Origin of the sequence: Belliella calami, assembly GCF_022549695.1 — a bacterium.
GTDB classification, from domain to species: Bacteria; Bacteroidota; Bacteroidia; order Cytophagales; family Cyclobacteriaceae; genus Belliella; species Belliella calami.
On record NZ_JAKZGS010000002.1, the window covers coordinates 400,282 to 424,827 of the forward strand.

General features: G+C 37.0%; 22 protein-coding genes. 16 read left to right on the forward strand and 6 right to left on the reverse strand.

Annotated features, from left to right (window positions below; all coding sequences use genetic code 11):
* Positions 1-9: 9 nt before the first annotated feature.
* The 4 genes from MM236_RS03985 (at position 10) to MM236_RS04000 (ending at position 4,312) form a co-directional block, all read left to right on the forward strand.
* On the forward strand, positions 10-1,392 hold the full coding sequence (locus MM236_RS03985; protein ID WP_241273633.1) for an amidohydrolase family protein: 1,383 nt from the start codon (positions 10-12) through the stop codon (positions 1,390-1,392).
* Positions 1,393-1,427: 35 nt separating this feature from the next.
* Complete coding sequence (locus tag MM236_RS03990; RefSeq protein WP_241273634.1) at positions 1,428-2,729, forward strand: amidohydrolase family protein; 1,302 nt, start codon at positions 1,428-1,430, stop codon at positions 2,727-2,729.
* A gap of 81 nt (positions 2,730-2,810) precedes the next feature.
* Positions 2,811-3,995: a C40 family peptidase gene (locus MM236_RS03995; protein WP_241273635.1), complete on the forward strand. Its 1,185-nt coding sequence runs from the start codon at positions 2,811-2,813 to the stop codon at positions 3,993-3,995.
* Complete coding sequence (locus tag MM236_RS04000) at positions 3,992-4,312, forward strand: antibiotic biosynthesis monooxygenase family protein (protein ID WP_241273636.1); 321 nt, start codon at positions 3,992-3,994, stop codon at positions 4,310-4,312. Before MM236_RS03995 ends, MM236_RS04000 begins: the two co-directional genes overlap by 4 nt.
* 571 nt (positions 4,313-4,883) lie before the next feature.
* On the opposite strand, the gene dinB is transcribed toward MM236_RS04000, so the two are convergent.
* The 3 genes from dinB to MM236_RS04015 form a co-directional block, all read right to left on the reverse strand.
* On the reverse strand, positions 4,884-5,966 hold the full coding sequence (gene dinB, locus MM236_RS04005; protein WP_241273637.1) for a DNA polymerase IV: 1,083 nt from the start codon (positions 5,964-5,966) through the stop codon (positions 4,884-4,886).
* Positions 5,966-7,231, reverse strand: coding sequence for a chorismate-binding protein (locus tag MM236_RS04010; protein ID WP_241273638.1), 1,266 nt, complete (start codon positions 7,229-7,231; stop codon positions 5,966-5,968). Before MM236_RS04010 ends, dinB begins: the two co-directional genes overlap by 1 nt.
* A gap of 80 nt (positions 7,232-7,311) precedes the next feature.
* The gene (locus MM236_RS04015) at positions 7,312-8,034 is read right to left on the reverse strand and encodes a YceI family protein (protein WP_241273639.1); all 723 of its coding nucleotides are present in this window, start codon (positions 8,032-8,034) and stop codon (positions 7,312-7,314) included.
* 240 nt (positions 8,035-8,274) lie between these two features.
* Here MM236_RS04015 and MM236_RS04020 point away from each other — a divergent pair, with 240 nt between their 5' ends.
* The 10 genes from MM236_RS04020 (at position 8,275) to MM236_RS04065 (ending at position 18,883) form a co-directional block, all read left to right on the forward strand.
* Positions 8,275-8,787 carry a gamma carbonic anhydrase family protein gene (locus MM236_RS04020; protein WP_241273640.1) on the forward strand — a complete coding sequence of 171 codons (513 nt, stop codon included), beginning with the start codon at positions 8,275-8,277 and terminating at the stop codon, positions 8,785-8,787.
* Positions 8,788-8,946: 159 nt separating this feature from the next.
* Positions 8,947-9,660, forward strand: coding sequence for an esterase family protein (locus MM236_RS04025; protein WP_241273641.1), 714 nt, complete (start codon positions 8,947-8,949; stop codon positions 9,658-9,660).
* 15 nt (positions 9,661-9,675) lie between these two features.
* Entirely contained in the window at positions 9,676-10,632 is a 957-nt protein-coding gene (locus MM236_RS04030) for an ATP-grasp domain-containing protein (RefSeq protein WP_241273642.1), read from the forward strand.
* A gap of 100 nt (positions 10,633-10,732) precedes the next feature.
* Positions 10,733-11,839: a carboxylate-amine ligase gene (locus MM236_RS04035; protein WP_241273643.1), complete on the forward strand. Its 1,107-nt coding sequence runs from the start codon at positions 10,733-10,735 to the stop codon at positions 11,837-11,839.
* 50 nt (positions 11,840-11,889) lie between these two features.
* On the forward strand, positions 11,890-12,708 hold the full coding sequence (locus MM236_RS04040) for a type 1 glutamine amidotransferase (RefSeq protein ID WP_241273644.1): 819 nt from the start codon (positions 11,890-11,892) through the stop codon (positions 12,706-12,708).
* Positions 12,709-12,714: 6 nt separating this feature from the next.
* Positions 12,715-13,905: a hypothetical protein gene (locus tag MM236_RS04045; protein WP_241273645.1), complete on the forward strand. Its 1,191-nt coding sequence runs from the start codon at positions 12,715-12,717 to the stop codon at positions 13,903-13,905.
* Between the two features lie 469 nt (positions 13,906-14,374).
* Positions 14,375-15,499 carry a Re/Si-specific NAD(P)(+) transhydrogenase subunit alpha gene (locus MM236_RS04050; protein WP_241273646.1) on the forward strand — a complete coding sequence of 375 codons (1,125 nt, stop codon included), beginning with the start codon at positions 14,375-14,377 and terminating at the stop codon, positions 15,497-15,499.
* Positions 15,500-15,501: 2 nt separating this feature from the next.
* Complete coding sequence (locus MM236_RS04055) at positions 15,502-15,819, forward strand: NAD(P) transhydrogenase subunit alpha part 2 (RefSeq protein WP_241273647.1); 318 nt, start codon at positions 15,502-15,504, stop codon at positions 15,817-15,819.
* Positions 15,816-17,216 (forward strand): NAD(P)(+) transhydrogenase (Re/Si-specific) subunit beta, encoded by a 1,401-nt coding sequence (locus MM236_RS04060; RefSeq protein ID WP_241273648.1) that lies wholly within the window; start codon positions 15,816-15,818, stop codon positions 17,214-17,216. The genes MM236_RS04055 and MM236_RS04060 overlap by 4 nt, the downstream gene beginning before the upstream one ends.
* A gap of 314 nt (positions 17,217-17,530) precedes the next feature.
* A complete protein-coding gene (locus MM236_RS04065) occupies positions 17,531-18,883 on the forward strand; it encodes a DUF5723 family protein (RefSeq protein ID WP_241273649.1) in 1,353 nt (450 codons plus the stop codon).
* Positions 18,884-19,203: 320 nt separating this feature from the next.
* On the opposite strand, the gene MM236_RS04070 is transcribed toward MM236_RS04065, so the two are convergent.
* The gene (locus MM236_RS04070) at positions 19,204-20,340 is read right to left on the reverse strand and encodes an AEC family transporter (protein ID WP_241273650.1); all 1,137 of its coding nucleotides are present in this window, start codon (positions 20,338-20,340) and stop codon (positions 19,204-19,206) included.
* 13 nt (positions 20,341-20,353) lie between these two features.
* Positions 20,354-21,526, reverse strand: coding sequence for a pyridoxal phosphate-dependent aminotransferase (locus tag MM236_RS04075; protein WP_241273651.1), 1,173 nt, complete (start codon positions 21,524-21,526; stop codon positions 20,354-20,356).
* A 509-nt stretch (positions 21,527-22,035) separates the two neighbouring features.
* Between MM236_RS04075 and MM236_RS04080 the strand changes: the two genes are divergently transcribed.
* On the forward strand, positions 22,036-22,353 hold the full coding sequence (locus MM236_RS04080) for a HesB/IscA family protein (RefSeq protein ID WP_241273652.1): 318 nt from the start codon (positions 22,036-22,038) through the stop codon (positions 22,351-22,353).
* 25 nt (positions 22,354-22,378) lie between these two features.
* Here the strand turns inward: MM236_RS04080 and MM236_RS04085 are convergent, their stop codons facing one another.
* Positions 22,379-23,221, reverse strand: coding sequence for a 3-keto-disaccharide hydrolase (locus MM236_RS04085; protein ID WP_241273653.1), 843 nt, complete (start codon positions 23,219-23,221; stop codon positions 22,379-22,381).
* A 148-nt stretch (positions 23,222-23,369) separates the two neighbouring features.
* Here MM236_RS04085 and MM236_RS04090 point away from each other — a divergent pair, with 148 nt between their 5' ends.
* Positions 23,370-24,449, forward strand: a complete 1,080-nt coding sequence (locus tag MM236_RS04090; RefSeq protein WP_241273654.1) for an endonuclease/exonuclease/phosphatase family protein — start codon at positions 23,370-23,372, stop codon at positions 24,447-24,449.
* Positions 24,450-24,546 lie beyond the last annotated feature (97 nt).

Here is a 24,546-nt window from a genome sequence, read left to right on the forward strand (position 1 = left end):
AGAATAAAAATGAAAAAGCTTAATTATATAATAGCCGCATTTTTGGTAATGGTTTGGATGCCTTCAAAGGGTCAAACCCAAAAGGGCTCTGTGCTTATCAAAAATGCAACTGTAATTACCATAACTCAAGGTGATTTGGAAGATACAGATGTCCTTGTAGAAAATGGGATCATCAAAAAAATAGGAAAAGGTCTTACTGCAAATAATGTTGCCACTATAGATGCCAAGGGCAAATATGTGATGCCAGGAATCATTGACGCCCACTCACATGTGGCACTTGATGCAGTCAATGAAGCTACTGCTCCTATCACATCTGAAGTACAGATGGCTGATGTGGTAGATCCATATGATATTGGGATCTACAGAGCGCTTGCTGGAGGTGTCACTATCTCTCACGCAATGCATGGATCTGCAAATGCTATCGGTGGTCAAAATATCACCTTAAAACATCGCTATGGAACATTCAACCCAGAGGATCTTTATATGAAAGAAGCACCGAGGACAATTAAGTTTGCTCTTGGAGAAAACCCTACAAGGGTACATGGTAGAGGTAAAAATATCCAACCAAGGACTAGGATGGGTGTAGAAGCGATCATCAGAAATGGTTTCAACGAAGCATTGCAATACAAAAAAGGCTGGGAAAACTACCAAAATGAATCAAAGCAAAAAGGTGCAACTCCAATTCCTCCAAAATATGATGGAAGACTACAAACGCTTGTTGATATACTTGATGGAAAAGTAATCATCCATTGTCATTCATACAGAGCTGACGAAATCTATGCCTTGATAAACACTTGTAGGGATTTTGGGATTACTAACATCGTATTTTCTCATGTAAATGAAGGTTTCAAAGTAGCTCCGGAGTTGGCAGAATATACCATGGGAGCATCTGTTTTTGCAGATTGGTGGGCATACAAGTTTGAAGTGTATTATTCCACTGCTTACAATGCCGCTATTTTGACCCAAAATGGTGTGATCACTTCCATCAACTCTGATTCAGGAGAATTGATCAGACATTTGTATCACGAAGCTGCCAAAACACAGAGATATGGCCAGCTGAGTGATCAGCAAGCATTGGAGTTGATCACAATCAATCCTGCTAAGCAACTTGGTATCGCTGACAAAGTAGGATCGATAGAAGAAGGCAAGCAAGGAGATTTGGTTATATTCAATGACCACCCACTTTCTGTATATGCCATTCCTCAGATGACATTTGTAGATGGGGTGAAATATTTTGACATCGAAGAGGATCAAAATGACATGAGAATCAGTGTAAGCGCTATGGAAACGGTCGAACCAATATTCTTGAAAGAGCATGACCATAGCTGTATGCATGGTGTAGATTTCTTTTTTACCAATTTCGGAAGAAATTTATTTGAACATTCTCACTAATTTGATCAAAGGATATTTCAAAAATCTAATAAATCATGAAGAAATATAAAGCAATAATATATATAATGGCAATGGCTCTCCTACCCTTGTTGTCGCATGCACAACAATTCGATGGAGAATTCATCAAGCCAAGAAACGGGAAGTTTCTTCTACAAAACGCAACTGTAGTCACTGTCACAAAAGGAAATATTTCGAATGGAAGCGTTCTGATAGTCAACGGAAAAATAGAAGCGGTTGGAAATGATATTCCTGCTGGTGATGCTGAAGTTATCGATTGTACTGGTCAGTTTATTTATCCAGGACTTTTTGATGGTGGTGGGAAATTGGGTTTGGTAGAAGTCAATTCTGTTCCTGAAACACAGGATTTTTCAGAAATCGGAAATGTCACACCAAATATGCAAGCATTGGTAGCTATCAACCCAAATTCTGAAGCAATTCCAGTAACAAGAGTAAGTGGAGTGACCACAACATTGGCAAATCCAGCAGGAGGTATCTTCCCCGGAACAGCAGCGTTGATTAACTTGAACGGATATACACCAGATCAAATGTTTGCAGGTTTCAAAGGTATCATTTTAAATTTTCCAACTTCTGCTCGAAGAAGCACATGGGATAGAAGAAGTGATGAGGAAGTGAAAAAAGATGCTGAAAAAGCAGAAAAAGACCTCAATGATATTTGGGGAAGAGCTGTAAAATACCAGGAACTGAAAGCTGCTGGAGGAGATCTACAGTTTTATCCTGAAATGGAACAGTTATCAAAAGCTGTGACCGGAGAACTTCCACTTCTGGTTGAAGTAAATGCGGCATCGGATATAGAAGTTGCCATCAAATGGATAAAGGAAAAAGGTGTAAAAGCCATCCTTACAGGAGTGGCTGAAGGATGGAGAGTAGCGGACAAAATCGCAGCTTCAGGTCTTCCAGTTATTACAGGTCCAGTTTTGTCAATTCCTACACGACAATCAGATAGATATGATGCCGCTTACACCAACCCTGGAAAAATGGCAAAAGCTGGTGTAAAAGTAGTAATTAGATCAAATGATACCGAAAACACTAGGAACCTTCCTTTCAACGCTGGATTTGCAGCAGCATATGGAATGGGCAAAGAAGAAGCCTTGAAAGCAGTCACAATCAATGCCGCAGAAGTATTTGGAATTGCTGATAGAAGAGGGTCTATAGAAGCTGGAAAAGATGCCACCTTGTTTGTGGCATCAGGTGATCCCTTCGAAACCAGAACGCAAGTATCCCATGTTTTCATTGATGGATACAGAGTACCAATGAGCAATAGACATATCAAGCTATACCAAGAATTTCTGGAAAGATCACCAGGATTGGAGAAGTAAACTCAAAAAACAATCTAAAAAATGCGGACTTGATTTTCAAGCCCGCATTTTTTTTCTTCATTTGTAAAAAAAATAATTGTCATGAAAATACTCAATGTGAACTTAAGTTTTTGGTTGCTGATTTTTCTATGTTCAACTTCTTGTAATACATCTAGTGAAGATTCAATTGAAGTGGCTATCGAAACGTTCCGAAAAGGTTATGCTCCAGATAAAAGAGTCGCATTGTGGGACATACAATGGGATGGAAAAACCCTCCGTGGAGAAACCAACCTTGACCACGCACTAACACCATTTCTTGCCCATATAGACTCTCTTGGAGTCCAGTATGAAAACCAAATAAAACTACTTCCTGAGGCTGATCTTGAAGGAAAGGAATATGCTGTGGTAACGATATCAGTAGCCAACATCCGAAGTGATGCAAAGCATTCGGCTGAACTGGCAACACAGGCTACACTCGGCACTCCATTGAAAGTATTGAAAAAACAAAGTTCTTGGTACCTTGTCCAAACACCTGATGGATATATATCTTGGGTAGATGCTGCTGGTATTCAATTGATGTCAGAACAAGAAATAAATGATTGGCACAAAAGTGAAAAAGTTGTCTTTATAGAACTTTTCGGCCATGTTTTTTCCACAGAAAATGAATCAGAAACCGTGAGTGATTTAGTGGCAGGAAATATTTTGGTGGTAGCCAAAGAGGGAGAAAATCATTTGGAGGTGGTACTACCAGATGGTAGGTCTGGATTTGTCAAAAAAAATCATTTGATGTCTTTCGACAAATGGATAGGTTCTAGAAATACAAGCGAAGAAAACCTAATCCAAACTGCAAAATCAATGATGGGTGTTCCATACCTCTGGGGAGGCACATCTATCAAAGGTGTAGATTGTAGTGGATTTACCAAGACGATCTATTTCCTCAATGGCGAAATCATCCCAAGAGATGCCTCACAACAAGTTCATGAAGGAGAAGAAGTAGATTCCGATAAAAAATGGGAAAACCTCAAAGTAGGAGATTTGTTGTTTTTTGGAGAAAAAGAGAGTGAAGGTAAAAAAGAACGCATAGTCCATGTAGGTATGTGGATTGGAAATAATTCATTTATTCATTCTAGAGGAAGGGTTCGAATCGGAAGTTTTGATCCTTCAAGTCCTGATTATGATGAATATGAGCTTAATCGTTACCTAAGAACCAAACGAGTTGTAGGAAAAGAAAGTAAAAATATAAAGAATGTCGAGGACCTTTTTGAGTCTATTCCCAAAAACTCATGAAAATAGCAACAACTCCCCCACCACCTTATTACGCAGTCATATTCACAAATCTTCTGAGAAATGATCAGGAAGGCTATATTGAGATGGCAGAATTGATGGAAACTCTCGTTATCAAACAGAAAGGGTACTTAGGCCATGAATCCGTGAGGGATTGTTTGGGAATTACAGTAAGCTATTGGGAAAGTATAGATGACATAAAAGCTTGGAAAATGCAATCCGAACACTTGATCGCCCAGAAAATGGGTGTAGAAAAATGGTACTCACAGTTCAAAACCAGAATCTGCAAAGTCGAAAGAGACTACGAGTTTTGTTTTTAGAGTAGCATTTTGAAAAGTATATAATTGATAGAAAAGGCTTATTAACCCCAAATTCTCTGTGTCTTTGTCATAAATATTAGCCGTAGTGCCTAAAAAGTCAAGGAGTATTTTTACCCTAAAACCCTTCTTTGTCACGATTATAGATACTTTTCTTCCTACTAGCTTAACACTTCTAAAATCTTGCATTAAAATTCCAACTTTGTAAATCTCTGCTCCTTTGAGTTCTATGCATGAGACCTTTTTCTCCTAGTCAAGCCCTGAATCTATTTGACACTTTATAATGAAAGCTTTCGATAAGCCATGGCGCATCAAAGGTTGTCAGGTCCTGAAAATAGTTGACACTTTTTTCTATTGATTAAAGAAGTTCAACCCTGTCTGACGCCATGCAGGCCACTTCGGGGTTGTTGTCTCCTGTATCATCATTAATCCCCGGGTTGCGACCCGGGGTTCCGCCACGGCGGACAAGTATTTAAAGTTTAACCCTGTCTGACGCCAGGCAGGCCCAATGGGGTTAATGCACTTTACTTGTCTTGGGTCTCGAATCTTGGCTCTAGCTTCTAGCTTCATAAAATCAATAATCTTCAAAATCAAACCACAGTTGCTTTCCAAAGTGAATTTTTTCCTCTAATAGATTGAGGTTTGAAATTCCAATGCCGAAAAGCCGGACAGCATCCGACAAGCTTTCTTGATTCAACAACTCCATGACAGTTTCCCAAATTTTTTCATGATCAGGATATTGATCAAAACTCTTACTACGGGTCTGAATCGTAAAATCTTTGTATTTGATTTTCAAAGTAACAGTTCTTCCCTTGATACCAGTTTTTTCTATTCTTCGAATCAACTCTTCGTAAATATTCTTCAATGCTTTCTCCCATTCAATTAGAGTTGGCAAATCTTTCTCAAAAGTATTTTCTGCACTGATGGATTTTCGCTCTCTATTTGGCTGTACTTCACTTATATGAATACCTCTTACTATGTTGTAAAAATGCAGGCCTGATTTTCCGAATTTCTTTGTTAAAAACTGCAGACTATACTCTTTCAAATCTTTCCCTTGATGAATACCGAATCTCTTCATTTTCTCCGCAGTCACTTTTCCGATTCCAAAAAATTTTTCAATAGGCATTTTCTCTAAAAAAGCTTCAGCATCTTTGGGTAAAATGACCGCTTGACCATTTGGCTTATTGATATCAGAAGCGGTTTTTGCCAAAAATTTATTATACGAAATTCCAGCAGAAGCATTCAACCCTGTCTTTTCCTTGATTTTCTCTCTGATTTCTTTTGCGAGTAAAGTGGCAGATGGATTTCCCTTTTTATTTTCTGTAACATCCAAAAAAGCTTCATCCAAAGACAATGGCTCTACCAAATCTGTATATTCAAAAAATATCTCACGAATCTGATTCGAAATCTCCTTGTACCTTTCAAATCTCGGTCTTACAAAAACCAAGTTTGGACATTTTAACGAAGCCATTTTTCCGGACATTGCAGAGCGGACACCGTATTTTCTAGCTTCATAAGAAGCTGCCGCAACCACCCCTCTTTCTCTATTGCCTCCTACTGCTACAGGCTTCCCCTTCAGTTCAGGATTATCCAACTGCTCCACTGACGCATAAAATGCATCCATATCCACATGAATGATTTTCCTACCACTTTCCATTAGTTTTTTGACGTTTCTTGGAAAGAAAGCACTTCCATAATGGCGGAAGCTTTGAGAAGGCACTCTTCATATTCATACGACGCATCTGCATCAAAAGTAATGGCACTCCCAACAGCAAAATATCCCTTTTGGGATTTTTTGTCGAAAAGAATACTTCGGATAATCACATTCAAATCCATATCTCCATTTTTCATCACATATCCAACCGTGCCTGAAAACCATGACCTTTTGAAATTTTCATATTTCTCGATCAATTCCATGCACTTTATCTTTGGTGCACCAGTCATACTGCCCATTGGAAATGTAGCGTGAAATAGTTCTCTCAATCTTACATTTTCTTGGGAAACAGAACTCACAGTAGAGATCATCTGAAAAACTTTAGGAAAAGCATAGACACCAAACAGTTCGTTGACTTTCACTGATCCAGTTTTTGAAATCTTGGAAAGATCATTCCGCATCAGATCTACGATCATCAAATTTTCTGCTCTCTCCTTATCACTGCTGAATAGCTGTCTTTTCAATATCTCATCCTCTTTTGAATCTACTCCCCTTTTTATAGTTCCTTTGATAGGTTGCGCGATTAATTGCATCTTTTCTTTCTTCAAAAACCTTTCTGGAGATGCACAAAGCAAATAATTATCTTTCGCTTTGAAGAAAGTGGAAAATGGCATTGGGGATTTTTTCATCAAATCGAAAAAACCAACGATCGGATTCCATTCTACTGCCTCAAAAGAAAAAGCCATGCAGTAATTCATTTCATAGATATCTCCTTCTACTATATGATTTTGGATCGATTTGATAGATTCTGTGTATTCCTCCTTGGATGTTTGCGCTATTACCTCAACTTTTCTGTTTGTTTCAAAATTGATCACAATTGAATTTATTGAATCGAAAATATAATCTGGATTCTCTGCTTCTATCTGAATTGAGTCAATGTCAAAATAAATTTTCAATTCTGGAATGAAAAACACAGATTCCGGTAAATCAATAATTGCAACATTCTCGCTATTGAGCTTTTCTACTTTATTCTTATAATCATAACTCAAAACCCCAACAAGATCGTGGGTGTTATACAGACCAAAAGCCTTTTCTATGTCAAAGGATTTTTGAGAAGCAAAAAAAGACTTTTTGAATGCTTTTTGGGGGTAATCCACCTTATTATCATCAAAAAAAGCAAAAACTGGATAATAGGAATCTCCCCAAAACAAAAGCTTTTTGAGCCAAACTAATATATCATTTTGAGAAAAATTATATGTTTTGATCATCGTACAAAATTAACTATTTAACACAAAAAAAGAGGAAACCTTTCGATTTCCTCTTTTCTGATTCTAAAAATATGATTTATTTAGTTTGCTTTGATGTCAAAGTTAACACTAACATTGTTGTAGATAAACTGATCCTTAGCTTTGTCAGTAGCAGAACTTTCGTCACCGTACATTAAGCCCCAGTTTGTTCTATCGATGTTGAAACCTGCTTTTGCAGTTACCACACCATTGTTCATAGACACTACTGCTGGGAATTTGATGTTTTTGGTATTTCCTCTCATTGTCAAGTTACCTGAGATCCAATGTGTAGGAGTACCAGAGATCAATTCAGAATCTTTCTTAGGGGCATTGTCTGTTTTGAATTCTTCAGTATCTTCGATTTTGTCATCAGAAGCGTAAGTTTCTATTTTAGTCACTTCAAATTCTGCTTGTGGATGATTCTCTGCATCAAAGAAATCAGGAGATTGAAGATGTCCGTATAACTTACCATAATTTTCGTCTGACTCTTCGATATCATCGATTTTCAATCCTGTGATATCAAATACGAATTTTCCACCAGTGATAGCATCACCATCTACTACTAATTCACCAGAAGTAACTGGGATTGATCCAAAATGCTGCCCAGCTGGCTTGTAACCTCTCCACTCAACTTTACTTGCTGTTGCATCGATTGCCAAAGAGCTACCAGTAGCTTCTCCTACTTCCTGAGCATCAGATGTTTCAACTGTATCACTTGGTCCACCACAAGATACTGCGATCAAAGTTGCCGCCAAGAAAAAACCTGTTTTTTGTAATAATTTCATAATTAGTGTTTGAATTTTAGTTTCTGATTTTAAATGTATATACACGAAAACCAATATTCTCAGAAAAAGTTCATCCCTCTGAAAAAAAAATATATTTGAGTGTAATAATTTTGTGTATTAGTGGGTTTAGAATGTTGTAAAGAATGAAGATATAAGGTTTTTTTGATAAATAAATCCCTCATTTATCTTAAAATTATAACGTTTATATTTGCTCTTTGTGAATGAAACCAACAAATTCAAATGGCTTTAATCAAAAGTATCAAAGGAAAAAGTCCCCAAATGGGCGAAAACTGCTGGTTGGCAGATAATGCAACTGTGGTTGGAGATGTCATCATGGGCAAGAACTGCACGGTATGGTTCAATGCTGTCGTCCGTGGAGATGTGCATGAAATCCGAATCGGGGACGATACCAATATTCAAGATGGCGCAGTAATACACTGTACTTATCAAAAAGCTGGAACATATATAGGCAGTAAAGTTTCTATCGCCCACAATGCAATTGTGCATGGCTGTACCATTCATGACAATGTCCTGATCGGTATGGGTGCTATTGTAATGGATGATGCTGTTATACATTCAGGGGCAGTGATAGCCGCAGGAGCCGTCGTCCTAGCAGGTTCAATCGTGGAAGCCAACAGCATCTATGCAGGTATGCCAGCCAAAAAAGTGAAGACCACTGGCCCCGAAATGCTAGAAGTCATCGAAAGAACAGCCAAGAACTATCCCATGTATGCAAAGTGGTTTAAGGAATAAAACTAAACTATTTTGCTTCTTTCATATGCTTACAAATAGAGTTTTGTAATACTTTTTTAATATAAAACAGAATTAATTATCGATTAAAAATTTATTTTCGATATTCTTTTTGACTTTGAGCAATTACTCTTATTATTAGGATTAATTGATTTTAAAGTTATGAAAGAAGAACATTTTAAATGGTACTCTCCCAACTTGAATAGAGATGTTGAGATGTTGGTTTTTGGCCATACAGGTTATCCCGTTGTACTGTTTCCTACTTCCATGGGTTCTTATCATGAAAACAAAGACATGGGTTTGATCGAAAAGTCAAGATGGTTTTTAGAGCAAGGTCTTATTCAAATCTTTTGTCCGGAAAGTAATGACCGAAACAGTTTTTATAACAAAGGCATTCATCCGCATGATAAGATCCAAAATCATGTTGCTTATGACAAAATGATTTGTCATGAGATAGTAGAAAGGATCAGACATAATACAGCTGTGGGAAAGGTTGTAATGGCAGGTTGTAGTTTTGGAGGATACCATGCAGCTAATTTTGCCTTCCGTCACCCTGGTTATGTCAGTCATATGTTTTCAATGTCGGGAGCATTTGATATTAGAAGTTTTATGTATGGTTACAACCATGATGATATATTCTATAATTCCCCATTGGAATTTTTGGGTGGCCTGCATGACCATGAATTATGGAAAATGGACATTGTCTTGGGTACTTCAAACTGGGACATTTGTTTTGATGCAAATATCAAGTTAAGCGATATTTTAGAACAAAGAGGTGTCAGACATTGGCTGGATGTAAGAAAAGACAGAAACCACGATTGGCCGCTATGGAAAGAGATGTTTCCGCATTATTTATCAAGAATCAAATTTAATTAAATTCAAAAAAATTTTATGAAAAAGATAGGAATTCTATTTGGCATGGAAGATACTTTTCCCCATGCATTTATCGAAAGAGTAAATCAAAAAAATGAAACAGGCATCATTGCTGAAGCCGTGACAATCGACAAGGTCATTCAAAATCAACTTACTGAATATGCTGTTATCATAGATAGGATTTCTCAAGATGTCCCTTTTTATAGAGCTTATCTAAAAAATGCTGCATTGACTGGCACTGCTGTGATCAACAACCCATTTTGGTGGTCTGCTGATGACAAATTCTTCAACAATGCACTAGCTGATACTTTGGGTGTACCCTTGCCTAATACTGTAATATTGCCATCTGCTCAGCATCCAACTGATACTACTGCCAAGTCATTTAGGAATTTGGCTCTACCATTAGACTGGGAAGGAATATTTGAATATGTCAAGTTCCCAGCTTACATGAAGCCTTACGCAGGTGGTGGTTGGAAAAATGTATACCGACTGGAAAACAAGGAAGAATTCTTCCAAAAACATCAGGAAACTGGTCAGTTAGTCATGATGCTCCAGGAAGAAATTGTGTTTACTGAATATTTCAGAGTGTATTGTTTGGGTGGAAAAGCGGTGAGAATTATGCAATACGAACCAAGAAATCCACATCATCTCCGCTACGTAATTGACGGACCTCCAGTATCCAAAAAATTGCTTGCCAAAGTAAAAGAATACACTTTGGTACTTTGCAAAGGCTTGGGGTATGATTTCAATACCGTGGAGTTCGCAGTGAGAGATGGTATTCCTTACGCAATAGATTTTGGTAATCCAGCACCTGATGCTGATATCAATTCAGTGGGAGAAGAGAATTTTGAGTGGGTAGTGGAAGAAGCTGCAAAGATGGCCATTGCATATGCCAAAAACCAAAAGCCAGGAAAAATCAACCTTACTTGGGGTACATTTATGAAAGATGCTGTAAGTGCGGCAAAACGTTTTTAAAATCAATTTCATGGCAATTAAATCAATCACCTTGTCTGATTTTTTTAATTTCCTACACTAGTTTTTAAAATATTCAGAACGATATACAAATTTTAAACTGATGAAAAAATTACCTGTTTTTACACTAGGAGTTGAAGAAGAGTATCAGATCATTGATCCGGTAACAAGAGACCTCCGCTCGCACATGTCTAAGATTGTGGATGGCGCAAAGATTTTTCTGAAAGAGCAGGTAAAATCTGAAATGCACCAATCAGTGGTGGAAGTGGGAACAAATATCTGTAACAATGTAGCAGATGCGAAAAAGGAAGTCGCCTTTCTGAGGCACAAAATTGTTGAACTTGCCGCAAAGCAGGATTTGATCGTCGGAGCATCAGGCACACATCCATTTTCAAGATGGCAAGAACAAGCGATTACAGACGACCCTCGCTACCATCACATTATCAATGAATTACAAGACACTGCACGTGGCAACCTGATTTTTGGGTTGCACGTGCATGTAGGGATAGAAAATCGTGATATAGCCCTGAAAATCATGAATCAGGCTTGTTATTTTCTTCCTCACATTTATGCATTGTCTGCAAATTCTCCATTTTGGGAAGGAAGAAATACTGGATTTAAGGCTTATAGAGCTAAGGTTTTTGCCAAATTTCCTAGAACTGGCTTGCCTGAGTATTTTGACTCGGTCCAATCTTATGATAGTTACTTAGAAACTTTGGTAAAAACCAATTGTATTGACAATCCAAAAAAAATCTGGTGGGATTTGAGGATGCATCCATTTTTCAGCACGATCGAATTTAGGATTTGTGATATGTGCCTGACAGTCGAAGAAACCATTTGTATTGTTGCATTGATTCAAGCGGTAGTTGCCAAGCTATACAAAATGAATCTTTCCAACACAAGCTTCAATATCTACAGGATAGCATTGATTCGTGAAAACAAATTCAGGGCAGCCAGATATGGGATCGAAGGGAAGATGATCGATTTTGGTGAAAACAAAGAAGTCGAGTATAAGGAACTCATGTATGAATTGTTAGACTTCGTAGACGATGTAGTGGATGAATTAGGAAGTAGAGAGGAAATCAACCATGTGCATAAAATCTTGGCCGGAGGTACAGGGGCTGACAAACAGCTGAAAGTTTGGGAAGAAACAAATGACCTAAACCGTGTAGTGGATTTCATTACTGATCAATTTACCAAGGGGATTTGAGTTTGCATTAATTTATCGACCTATCTTTGCGAAAAACAAAAAAACAAAAGATGATTAATGTAGCCATATTGGACATGTATGACGGGGAGCCCAATCAGGGCATGCGTTGCATTAAGGATATTATTGGGAGATTTGAGCAGGATCTTGTATTCACAGTATATGATGTAAGGGGAAAAGCTGAACTCCCAAAATTGGAGGATCATGACCTATACATCTCTACCGGTGGACCAGGAGATCCTCTTGAAGGAAATGGAGTTTGGGAAGTAAAAAACAGCATTTTTCTTCACGAGCTGCTGGAATGGAATAAAACCAACATAAAAAAGAAGCATCTTCTATTGATCTGTCATTCATTTCAGATGGCAGTACATTCCTTTGGTTTGGCTACGCTTTCGAAAAGGAAATCAACCTCATTTGGTGTAATGTCAATTCACAAAACAGAAGCTGGCTATTATGATCCATTGTTTGAAAATCTCGGCAACCCATTTTGGGCAATAGATTCAAGAGATTATCAAGTGACGCAACCCAAACACAAAAAATTCAAGGAAATGGGAGCGAAAATCATTGCTTTGGAAAAAATCAGAACCCATCTTGAATATGAAAGAGCTTTGATGGCAATTAGGTTTTCCCCTGAAATAGTAGGTACTCAATTCCATCCTGAAGCTGACCCAGTTAGCTTTATGAACCACTTGAGAAAGGAAGAGATCAAGCAAAAGATCATTTCCAGAAAGGGGAAAGCAAAATACAGGACTATGCTTGAACATTTGATGGATGAAGATAAGATCTACAAAACCAATGAAACACTCATCCCAAATTTCCTTAATAATGCAATAAACCAAATAAAAGAACAAGCTTTGATTTTTCAACAATAAACAATTATGATTCAGCAATATAGATCGCTTTTCAATAGAGAATTCAGTCCGGAAAAACATCAGGAATTTATTCAAGATATCATTAAAGATTTCAACTACTTGCCTACTTTCCGTATTGCTGAATCTCCCTTTTTTATTTCAAAAAACCTGAAAAACCAATTAATCGAAGGAACTAATCAGGTTGTTGAATTTATCAAAAGCCCAGAGTTCAAAAAAAACACCCAGCGTGCCTTAGATTTAAATACAGAAGTTCCAAACGAAGATAGCCATACGCAATTTTTGGCTGTAGATTTTGGAATCTGTGAAGAAAATGGCGAGATCCTACCGAAACTCATCGAAGTACAGGGATTTCCATCAGTTTTCAATTTTCAGCAAAATTTATACGAAAAATTTAAAAAGCATTATCCTTTTTTGGAAGGACTCAGCCCTTATTTTAACGGCTTGAATTCGAAATCCTATTTAGAAAAACTACGTGAGGTTATCCTGAATGGTCATGACTCGAAAAATGTCATTCTTCTAGAAATCGAGCCTGAAAAGCAAAATACGAAGATAGATTTCTATTATTGTAGCAGAGATATTTCTATTCCGACTATTTGTGTTACCGATATTATCAAAAAAGGAAAAAAACTCTATTACAAGGATAAAGAAGGTCTGGAAATTCAGATTCACCGTATTTACAACAGAGTTATTTTTGATGAATTGGACTTACGGACAGATTTAAAATTGGATTTTGACTTTAAGGATGATTTGGAAATAGAATGGGCAGGCCATCCAAATTGGTTTTTCAGAATCAGCAAATATATTCTTCCTTATCTAAAAGGCCCATATTTCATTGATTCTACACTTTTAAGCGAATTGGAGTCAATTCCAGAAGATTTGGAAAATTATGTTTTGAAACCACTCTTTTCATTTTCAGGAAGTGGTGTAATCTTCCATGTCAAAAAATCAGATATCGAAGCCGTCAAAGAAAAAGACCTTTATATTTTACAGAAAAAAGTCAACTACACCCCTATCCTCCAAGCCCCAGATGCCAAAGTGAAAGCGGAAGTCAGGATGCTTTTGGTTTGGCCAGAAAAAGATGCAGAACCTACATTTATGGCAAATTTGGTTAGATTGAGCAGAGGGGAAATGATAGGCGTAAAATTCAATAAAGATAAAGATTGGGTTGGTGGGACGATTGGTTTGTTTGAGAATTAGTATATAATCTTTAACATCTTCGATAAAAATAGCTTGCAAGTATATGCTATTTTGTACTTTGGATAAGAAAAGACTTTATTGAATTGCTGATACTCATTGGCCAACGACAGCCAGCAATTACAAAACCCTTCAAAAGCGCATGAACTTTGGCACTTTTGAAGGGAAAAATAAAAGTGTTGATTACAATATTTCTATTTTTATTAAACATCAAAAAAATCAATAAAGGTCACTTCCCATCATGAGAAATACCATTTTTACGAAATAAAATTTCAAAGGATACTTTTATTTCGATTTTTTAAACCAAAAAACAAGATTTCTACAGTCTTTTTGTAATGAATAAACTTTTATTTCTTTTTCTTTTTAATAGCTTTAAGAAATGAAAGTTCAATCTTCAACTTTCGTTATTAAAAAAAATAAATTTTGTCTTTATCAGGCATTTGATTAGAATTTTCTCAACACCTTTTCACACATGACAATAGGAATATTAAAAGAGCCACAAGAAGAAGCTAGAGTCGCTTTGCTTCCGGAGGCTGTCAAAACCCTTATTTCTTGGGGAACACAAGTCATAATTGAATCAGATGCAGGGCTTTCTGCGTTTGCTGACAATCCTTCCTATGTAGCCGTAGGTGCTTCCATCAAATCGAGAGAGGAAGTCCTTGCTGAATCTGACATGATATGTGGTATACAGCCACTTCTTCAGGAAGAAATTTTAAAAATGAAACCAGAATCTGTACTGTTAGGACAAATGGGTGCGCTATTCAATCCTGATTTAACCAAATTTCTTATCAAAGAAAAAAGGACAGCATTCAGTATGGAACTTGTCCCTAGAACCACAAGAGCTCAAAGTATGGATGTACTTTCCTCCATGGCAACTGTAACAGGATATAAAGCAGTGCTGTTAGCAGCTAGCAGTTTGCCCCGCTTTTTCCCAATGTTTATGACGGCAGCAGGAAGTATTACACCTGCCAAAGTACTGATCTTGGGTGCTGGAGTGGCTGGATTGCAGGCCATTGCTACCGCTAAGAGACTTGGTGGCTCGGTTTCGGCATTCGATGTCAGGCAAGCCGCCAAAGAGGAAGTCCTCTCCCTCGGAGCAAAGTTCGTAGATGTAGAGGGTGCCAAAGAAGATAAAGCTGCTGGCGGTTATGCTGTAGAACAAACCCCGGAATTTATCCAAAAGCAAAAGGACACCATCCATGAATACGCAGCCAAATCCGATGTTATCATCACTACGGCTCAGATTCCAGGTAGAAAAGCTCCTCTTCTAGTCGAAGAACGAACAGTATTAGCGATGAAGCCAGGATCCGTAATCGTAGATCTTGCAGCTTCTTCTGGAGGAAATTGCGCATTGACTCAGCCAGATAAATCGATAGAAATAAACGGTGTCAAGATAATTGGAGTTGGAAATATTGCTTCTGAATTACCTCAAGATGCCAGTAAAATGTATGGCAAAAACTACCTCAATTTTTTGAAACTAATCATCAAGGATGGTGAAATCAACCTCAACTTCGAAGATGACATCGTAAAGGGAACATGTGTATGTCATGCTGGTGAAGCTGTCAATTCCCGAATCTCTGAAATGTTAACAAAATAGAAATGGAAGAATCATTGAATTTTATTGGAGAAAATATGGAAATGATCTATTTCCTGATTCTCGCTATTTTACTAGGAGTAGAAGTGATTTCTAATGTTCCGGCAATCCTCCACACACCTTTGATGTCGGGTGCAAATGCCATTCATGGTGTCGTAGTGGTCGGTGCAATCATCGTCATGTTGCACGCCGCCCCTGACAATTATCCTTCTTTGATCGTTGGCTTTTTGGCAGTTGTCATGGGAACTTTGAATGTGGTAGGTGGATTTGTGGTGACCGATAGAATGTTGGAGATGTTTAAGAAAAAACCGAAAAAATCATGAGTATAAATATACTTGAAATCATATATCTGATTGCCTCATTAACCTTTGTAATTGGGTTAAAAATGCTCAGTCATCCTGAGTCCGCTAGAAAGGGGAATTTGATTGCAGCTGTGGGAATGCTGATTGCTGTGATTGCTACTATTACCATTTATCAGCCATTTGATAATTCTAAATTGATCAATTATGGATTGATCGCCTTGGGTTTGTTAGTTGGAACGATAATCGGAACCATGATGGCAAAAAAAGTACAAATGACGGCCATGCCGCAGATGGTGTCTTTCTTCAATGGAATGGGTGGAGCTTGTGCTGCATTGATCGCAATCATTGAGTTTCAAAACCATGAAGTGGGAATTGGAAATAGTTTTGACGGAGAGTTCTTGGTGATGCTATTAGGGTTGATCATCGGATCGGTTTCATTTTCAGGCTCTATGATAGCATATGGCAAATTAGAAGGGAAAATCAAAGACAAAGTGCTCCCGATGAATCAATTGATCAACGTGGTCATGCTTTTCACAATTGTCGCACTGACAATCTATCAAATGTTAGGCTATGGTGATTCCACTCTCTTTTATATTCTTTTGGTAGTTGCCTTGGTTTACGGGATTCTGTTTGTGATGCCAATTGGTGGAGCAGATATGCCAGTAGTGATTTCATTACTCAACTCATTTACAGGTGTCGCAGCAGCATTTGGAGGATTCCTTTATGGAAACAAAGCGATGCTCACAGGAGGTATTTTGGTTGGTTCGGCAGGAACCATCCTTACGATCCTGATGTGTAAAGCAATGAATAGGTCGTTGACGAATGTTCTTCTAGGAGCATTTGGAGGAACAAAAGCATCAGGTGCCAAAGGAGAAGTTGGTGAACAAACAGCCAAAGAAATCAGCATTTCAGATACAGCCGTTTTACTTTCCTATTCCCAAAATGTGGTCATTGTACCTGGCTATGGTTTGGCAGTAGCACAAGCTCAGCACATTTGCCATGAATTGGAACAATTGCTGGAAGAAAAAGGAGTTACAGTAAATTATGCAATCCATCCAGTGGCTGGTAGAATGCCAGGTCATATGAACGTACTATTAGCTGAAGCTGATGTTCCATACGAAAGAATGCAGGAAATGGAAGAAGTCAACCCAAGAATGGCAAACACAGATGTGGTAGTGGTCATAGGTGCAAATGATGTCGTGAACCCAGCTGCTAAAAAGGACCCTTCCTCCCCTATTTATGGCATGCCTATTTTGGAAGTAGATCAAGCCAAAAATGTCATCATTCTAAAAAGAGGAATGAGTGCTGGTTATGCGGGCATTGAAAATGAATTGTTCTTCTATCCCAAAACAAGAATGCTTTTTGGAGATGCAAAAGATTCATTACAAAAGTTGACAGCTGAAGTCAAAGAGGTTTAGAAGATTGGGTGATTTTAAAAACTTGTCTGCAGTGGCGGATTGGAAAATTGGAAGATTAAGTACACATCAAAAAGTATTTAAACAGCGAAACACTAAATTTAATTTGGTTTAAAATCACTTTTCTGCTTAAAAAAGTGCTTCTAGGTGTAGGCTCAATATGAAAATTAGATAATTATATTGAGTTAGGGTATAATTTATAAGAAATAATAACAATCAATTTAATGATTAAAGAAAGGAGGGCAAGTGAATGTCTTCCTTTTTTCTTTATTTTTACCGTCCATAGTTAATTATACTCCAAAATCAAATTCATATAGATGAAAAAACAACTACTCACGCTATACATTCTGTTTGGGTTAAGCCTTGTTACTTTTGCCCAGACTCCCTTTATAGGAATACAAAATAGTCCAAGAAAAGGAATGATAAGCAGCATAATGAATCCCGCTGAAATCAACAATTTAAATAAAAATGTAGAAGTCAATATTTTTTCTATCAATGCGTCAGTAGGAAATAATATCATATCCTTTGGGGATATCATAGATTTTGGAAATGATGTTGTTGATGTTGCATTTTTGAGGGCAAATGGTCCTGTAAATATGAGAACTGAAGCATCGATCTTAGGTCCTTCAGTTGGAATCAAATCCGGAAAATGGGCGTTTGGTTTTACTACCCAAGCCTTTGCAAAAGCTGATATTATAGATTTGGACCCTACACTTGGGATATCAGTTCTAGATATTGAATTCGAAAGCAGAAGTAGTATCACTTCTATCACAAGTGAATACAATCAAAGAGCAAATGCAACAGGATGGGCTGAAATGGGCTTTACGGTAGGTAGAGAGATTTTTGAAAATGACAGGCATAAATTCTCTGCAGGTATCAGTGCAAAACTTCTTTTCCCTGGAACATATGCCAACTTCGGAATGGATAAACTAAGAGCTGTGATTATCCAAGATGATTTTGAAGTAAGTCTTACTAAATCAGAAGGGACTTTGAACTTAAGCTATTCTGAATCTGACTTCAATGGCAGTAACTTTAACCTTGGCTCAAATGGCTTCAACTTTGGAAAAATAAATGGTTTTGGTTTTGATTTTGGAGGCAACTATCAATTGAAAGACAATAATGGCCAAACAAGGCTCAATACAGGATTATCCATAAGAAATCTTGGCAGCATGACCTTTGGGCAAGGGCAAGTGAACAATACCTACCGAATGAAGATTGAAGAAGGAGAATTTTTCAGGTTAGATCAACTAGCTGGAAATCCTGAAGAAATAGAATCACAGATATTGGCAAGTAGATTTTTCACGAAAGAATCGGAGAGAGATGGTATCAAAACAAGTTTACCATCAGTAATTTCAGCATATGCAGAAATGAAAATAATCGGAATCCTTCATGCAAGTGCTTTTGCTCAGCAGAGATTTGGAGATGACAATGCCAACCAACAGCTTTCTTCACAAAATTTACTCGTAATTACACCAAGATTGGTGTTCGGGAAACTTGAAGTTTATTCACCTTGGTCTAAGACAGAAATTGCAGGTATCAATGGTGGTTTAGGATTGAGATTTGGAGGGTTCTTTGTAGGTAGTAATTCGATTTTGACTGGATTTACAGCAGACTCCAAACAAGCTGATTTCCATATTGGTCTAAGCTGGGGATTCGGCAGAATCAATTAAACGAAAATCTTGACGGTGTTGTTAATGAAATGACTTCTATCCATTCAATGGTAATTACTTGAATTCAATAATTTTCATGTTCTCTTGATTGTTGAAAGCAAAACAAGAAATGGTCTGAAGGACGATTTGAGCTCTTTGGACTACCACTACATTTATCTGCATTGAAAAAACCAACAAGCTATTAATAAGCTCTACTTCAAATAAACTTGCAGAAAACTTAAGTCGTGATCTTACAAACGCTGAATAAAATAAGCCTCCACAATATGCGGAGGCTTATTTGCTATCAAACCTTGTAAACCACTATTCTTAAATTTCTTTAACTATTCAGCTCTGCTATCGTCTAATTTTTTTTCGGTAAGAGAATCCAAACCGATTTCTGTATTTCTAATCCAATAAATTATCTTAGGAATCACCGCAATACTTAGCATTATCGCTCCAAACAAAAGAATATGATATGGATTTGTAAAGTATGTTCCTGAAGTAAAAACTCCTAAAATTAGCAAAGTACTGAACGGCATAGAAACAGCTAGTACATTAATACCAAGCTCTAAGTCAAAAGTAGGCCTCTTTTCCAAATCTTTATTTTTCAACTCTAGTGACCTTACAGCAGACATATGTGCAAACGGCCAAAAGCTAACAGCACTCTGTGGAAATACTACAGCCAATAGTATTGCTGCTTCATTTGGAAGAGGAACTAATAATACAAATATCCCACTCAACATAAAGATAAAACCTGCCCTAAAGACCAAAAGTGCAGTAATCATCCTCAACTGTGCCCATTTGAATACCACAGCTATGCCAATAAAGAGCAAAACCAAAGGTGTCATCATATTTTTCATCATCAGAATTGCATCACTGAGAAATATGGGCATTGTATCAAGATTCACTCCGATACTCAACAGAATGATGGCTGTGATAATGACCAAATTAATAGGCTCCTTGATCATAGAAACTAATAACTCTTTGATCTTTTGAACATTTGACCTAGATTTCAACTGATGGTTTTTGTAAAACCAAGACATAGCCAACATATACGCCGCGATCAGTACAAACACTTTATTCCCAATATCTGATAATGCCGCCCAAGCCAATACATCATCTCCTAAATATTCTACCACAAATGGAAAACAAGTCAAACCTGGAGCAAGAGAAGGAATCAAAAGCATCAATGTCCTCATGGATGCAGAGTTGTTTTCGATTCCAAAAACAGGCATAGTATACCTGGTAAAGAGGAGTAAGATGATATTGAATACCAAAGCCAAAACAGGCAATATCAATAAATCTGGATTAATCTCTATTTTTAACAAAGCCACAAAAATCATTGCGGGCAAAGCAATATCTAATATAATGGTTTTGATCCCTTTGTTTTGATCAGGGGTAACAAATTTCCTTTTCAAAAACAATCCAAGTATTATTAGTAAAATTAATGACAATGTCTTTTGCAGTGCGATACTCATTGAAATTATGTTTTTAAACTGTCACTTTTTTGAAGGAATCCACGAAATACTCCATTTCCTCTCGAGTTCCCATACTTACTCTACACCATGGTTTGTCATTAATTTCAAAAACTCTAATTCCAACACCCGAATCATACATGCTTTTCATGAATTCCTGCCCTTCCATTGCGATAGGGAATATTAGAAAACTGGTTTGGGAAGGAATAACATCATAGCCTAAAGCAGAAATCTCAGTATTGACAAAATCCCTGCATTCAGCATTCTTTTTTCTACAATCTTCCAAAAACTCCTGATCTTGCATACTTACTATAGCTCCTTTGAGTGAAGTAACACAAAGTCCCATAGTACTTCTTACTTTGCTAGTAATAGACTTGATTCTTTCAGGCTGGGCAACTATGTAGCCGATTCTCAAACCAGCCATTCCGTGGATTTTTGAGAAAGTCCTTGCTACAATCACATCCTTCCCCTCTGCTACCAAACCAACCATAGTATTTGAATCTGGCTGGTCCAAAAATTCCAAATATGCTTCATCTACAAACACAGGAATACTTTTTGAAACAGAAGCACAGAATGCTTTAAGCTTCACAGGATCTGTAACCGATCCGGTTGGGTTGTTTGGATTACATACATAGACCAATTTTGTCTCTGAGTCTACAGCCTTTGCCATTTGATCTAGGTCGTGCGCATAATCTTTCGTCAATGGAACCGGTTTCCATGTGGCTCCCAGAGATCTTGCTGTGCTGATAATGGACATGTAGGCAGGATCTGCCGATACTATATTCCCTCCATTGCTAAAAGAAACAAAGGCAGTCTTCTCCAGCAAATCCGACGAACCTGGACCAAGCATGATATGATCTTTACTCACTCCTTCTTTCTCGGCTATCATGCTTATCAAAGTCGATGCATCTTGGTGACCATATCTGTTCCCAGAGCTAATAGATTCTGTAATTGCCTGAATGACTTTTGGGGATGGTCCGTACGGATTTTCATTTGCTGAAAGTCTAGCCATAATTCTAGACTCGTCGTAATTATATGTGGGTATATATTCTTTAAGGGTACTTTCTGGCAAATAAGCATGAAGACCAGAGTCTTTTCTGCTAAACGCAATTGCGGGGCTCACTGTCAAGGCTCCTAGACCTAATAGTGATGACTTAATCCAATTTCTTCTATTGATTGACTTATTCATATAAATGGGTGTTAGAATTGCAACAAAGGTCTTATAACAAATAGCAAGGGCTTAAAATGTTATACAAAAAGGTTTTTTGGGCGACAAAACTTAAGTTATAAGGATATTTTAAAACCTATATCTCTAAATTTTCTGTTAATATAAATAATATAAGTTAATTTTTAAACCATTATTTTATTTAAAGTATGTTTATTTTAGCAAGTGGTTTCATTTTCAAACCAAAGATCCTGTAAATACTAACTTTTTGAAAAAACAAAGGATCATTTATAATACATTTAATGAAAGTGATATGATTAATATAAATATCCGCTTTCTTTTCAGTATCCAAACAAAATGATATATTTCAGATCATTTGATGAACTGATAACTTATCTACTAATAACCAATTACCATTATCCCCTTGAGACATTCTCAAATTTACCTCCTGGTGTAATTGTGGATAATCATATGATTTAATTACTTTTGGGTAAGAAAATGAACCCAAATTCAATAAATTCTATTTGTTAGGAATGATCATACCAGTAACCATTACAGAAAAAGCACAAGACGAGATAAAAAATATCATGTCAAATAAGAATATCCCGAAAGACTATTCACTTCGTGTAGGTGTTAAAGGAGGTGGCTGTGGAGGGATGTCGTATGCTTTAGGATTTGACAAACTTAAAGATGGCGATCAACAGTTCACCATAGACCAAATCCCAGTATTGATCGAAAAAAAGCATGTGATGTTTTTGATGGGAATGCAGATTGACTTTTATGAAGGAAATGAAGCAAGAGGCTTTACATTTATCAATCCTGACATCCCCAAAAGACATGATGCAGAGTAGTCTCCTACCCTGCATCATATTATTTTCACTTTGTAATCTTTTCTATTACTTTCTGAAGTTTTTCCTTACTTTCAGAATAAGGAGCCAAATCAAAAAGCTCAACTTTTCTAAAATCAATAGGATGGCTTTCACTCTGAAGTGAGATGTAGCCTGATTTCAAAGGCTTACCATCAATCTTTACTCCTGGATCAAATGGATTTACATTATCACCACCAATCTGCGGACTGTGATAAGTCAACACTTTTTCCCCTTCCAAAATATGGTGAACTACAGAATCTCCTAATACCAAAAATTCAGCTGTCACCCACTGTTCTCCATGATAAGTCTTGGAATTGGCTGTCACACAATGTGGTGTAAACAACTCTCCATCTATAACCACATTTGTACCTGGAGTACAAAGGTTGCTAGTAGGCCTTGGATTTTCTCCATCTCCACCAAGCATTTGTCCTTCGATGGAAATTGGAAAATCTTGGTCAACCATCATTGTGGAAGGATCTTGAGAATGTAACATTGCCCCACTGTTTCTAGTAGCCCAACCCTCACCACCTTCAGCTTGTTCTCCCACAAATCTATACTCAACTCTCAACAGATAATATGAAAAAGGATCTTTGTAAAAAATGTGTCCATATTGTTTGTCAAATTGATCATAACCATCATATCTGACTTTCATCAAACCATCTTCTACTCTAAATGTATTGGCAAAATTATCATTTAACTCATGCTTGGAAATCTTTATCAACCAATCATCCAAATCTTCTCCATTAAACAGCTGTATCCAATCTCCTGCTATTTCAGCTTGGGTTTCCTTTTTCGTATCATCGGCTTCATTATTTTTCGTTGGATTACAAGCATAAAAAAAAGCTGCCATTGAAAATAATAAAATTAAATTTTTCTTCATCATAATAAATTTTATTTGCTGTGGTTTAATAAGTAAAGGTAATTAGAACAAAGCTAAAGAAAATAAAAGCTTGCAAAGAACAAGTTAAAGACATAATTTCGATTTTTAAAAAAAACTCATGTTGCGATTTCTGACTGGCATTTTATTTTGCTTCTCGCTTATTCTTTTTTTCAGTGTGTACATCTCACCAGAGTTTTTTCCCTATGCAGGTCTTTTGACACTCTTGATTCCCCTGTTGATTATTTTAAACCTACTATTTTTCTTTTTATTAGCTTTCGCAAAAAGAAAATTAGCATTTCTTCCCCTTCTAGCTTTGGTTTTGGGATGGAAATTTGTCGGTGTCACATTCCAACTAAATCCCCATGCTGAAAACCCTTCCGGACTTTCTGTTTTGACTTACAATGTACACCTGCTCAAATACACAAAAAATGGTGAAGACCACAATACGGTCACTCAAAACATAACAAAATGGCTCAGAGACAACCCTTCTGATATCAAGTGCTTACAGGAATTTTATCAGGATTACACTACTCCTTCCCAAAATGCCATAAAAGCCATAGGAACAGATGTTGGATACGAATATTCTTATCAAGTCATCGAAGGAAACCCTACCAAAAGATCATATGGAATGATAATTTTCAGCAAATACCCAATAATCAATGAGGGGAGAATTTTTGAAAATAACAATACCAATGGAGTTATATACGCTGATGTCAAAATAGAAAAAGATACCGTGAGGATTTATAATGCCCACTTAGAATCTATGAGTATCTCTTCTGAAGGGTTAAGCAATCTTGATGGGATCAAAGAAAACTACCGAGAAACCCTTGGCAAATTGAAGCGTGGGCAAATCATTAGGGCTTCACAACTGGAAATCCTCAAAGAACATATGAGGAACAGTCCATATGCAAATATACTCGTTGGAGATTTCAATGACGTACCTTACAGCTACACTTATTTTTCTTTAAGAAAATTAATGAAAAACGCATTTGAAACAGCAGGAAGAGGATTTGGATTTACATATAATAAAGTTCTGTTTTTCTTGAGAATTGACAATATCTTCTATGATGATATTCTTCAAGTTGAGCGTTTCAAGACTCACAGAGAAGTTGACTATTCTGACCATTATCCAATTTCTGCCACATTTAACTGGGATAAACCACTTCAAAAAATAAATAATGAACAGGAAATGAATTAATTTCTTTCAACAACTTCATTTTACTTTTTGGCAATAACATTTTCTATTCCTACTTTCAGGATAAGTTACCCCCATTGATGAATAGCTTGATACACCC

Bases quoted from the DNA above. Each gene is read 5' to 3' on its own strand.
- dinB (WP_241273637.1), bottom strand. From the start codon at position 5,966: ATGGAAAGTGGTAGGAAAATCATTCATGTGGATATGGATGCATTTTAT.
- MM236_RS04055 (WP_241273647.1), top strand. From the start codon at position 15,502: ATGGAAGAATCATTGAATTTTATTGGAGAAAATATGGAAATGATCTAT.
- MM236_RS03990 (WP_241273634.1), top strand. From the start codon at position 1,428: ATGAAGAAATATAAAGCAATAATATATATAATGGCAATGGCTCTCCTA.
- MM236_RS04010 (WP_241273638.1), bottom strand. From the start codon at position 7,231: ATGATCAAAACATATAATTTTTCTCAAAATGATATATTAGTTTGGCTC.
- MM236_RS04000 (WP_241273636.1), top strand. From the start codon at position 3,992: ATGAAAATAGCAACAACTCCCCCACCACCTTATTACGCAGTCATATTC.
- MM236_RS04030 (WP_241273642.1), top strand. From the start codon at position 9,676: ATGAAAAAGATAGGAATTCTATTTGGCATGGAAGATACTTTTCCCCAT.
- MM236_RS04090 (WP_241273654.1), top strand. From the start codon at position 23,370: ATGTTGCGATTTCTGACTGGCATTTTATTTTGCTTCTCGCTTATTCTT.
- MM236_RS04020 (WP_241273640.1), top strand. From the start codon at position 8,275: ATGGCTTTAATCAAAAGTATCAAAGGAAAAAGTCCCCAAATGGGCGAA.
- MM236_RS03985 (WP_241273633.1), top strand. From the start codon at position 10: ATGAAAAAGCTTAATTATATAATAGCCGCATTTTTGGTAATGGTTTGG.
- MM236_RS04035 (WP_241273643.1), top strand. From the start codon at position 10,733: ATGAAAAAATTACCTGTTTTTACACTAGGAGTTGAAGAAGAGTATCAG.
- MM236_RS04080 (WP_241273652.1), top strand. From the start codon at position 22,036: ATGATCATACCAGTAACCATTACAGAAAAAGCACAAGACGAGATAAAA.
- MM236_RS04045 (WP_241273645.1), top strand. From the start codon at position 12,715: ATGATTCAGCAATATAGATCGCTTTTCAATAGAGAATTCAGTCCGGAA.
- MM236_RS04070 (WP_241273650.1), bottom strand. From the start codon at position 20,340: ATGAGTATCGCACTGCAAAAGACATTGTCATTAATTTTACTAATAATA.
- MM236_RS04085 (WP_241273653.1), bottom strand. From the start codon at position 23,221: ATGGCAGCTTTTTTTTATGCTTGTAATCCAACGAAAAATAATGAAGCC.
- MM236_RS03995 (WP_241273635.1), top strand. From the start codon at position 2,811: ATGAAAATACTCAATGTGAACTTAAGTTTTTGGTTGCTGATTTTTCTA.
- MM236_RS04050 (WP_241273646.1), top strand. From the start codon at position 14,375: ATGACAATAGGAATATTAAAAGAGCCACAAGAAGAAGCTAGAGTCGCT.
- MM236_RS04060 (WP_241273648.1), top strand. From the start codon at position 15,816: ATGAGTATAAATATACTTGAAATCATATATCTGATTGCCTCATTAACC.
- MM236_RS04025 (WP_241273641.1), top strand. From the start codon at position 8,947: ATGAAAGAAGAACATTTTAAATGGTACTCTCCCAACTTGAATAGAGAT.
- MM236_RS04065 (WP_241273649.1), top strand. From the start codon at position 17,531: ATGAAAAAACAACTACTCACGCTATACATTCTGTTTGGGTTAAGCCTT.
- MM236_RS04075 (WP_241273651.1), bottom strand. From the start codon at position 21,526: ATGAATAAGTCAATCAATAGAAGAAATTGGATTAAGTCATCACTATTA.
- MM236_RS04015 (WP_241273639.1), bottom strand. From the start codon at position 8,034: ATGAAATTATTACAAAAAACAGGTTTTTTCTTGGCGGCAACTTTGATC.
- MM236_RS04040 (WP_241273644.1), top strand. From the start codon at position 11,890: ATGATTAATGTAGCCATATTGGACATGTATGACGGGGAGCCCAATCAG.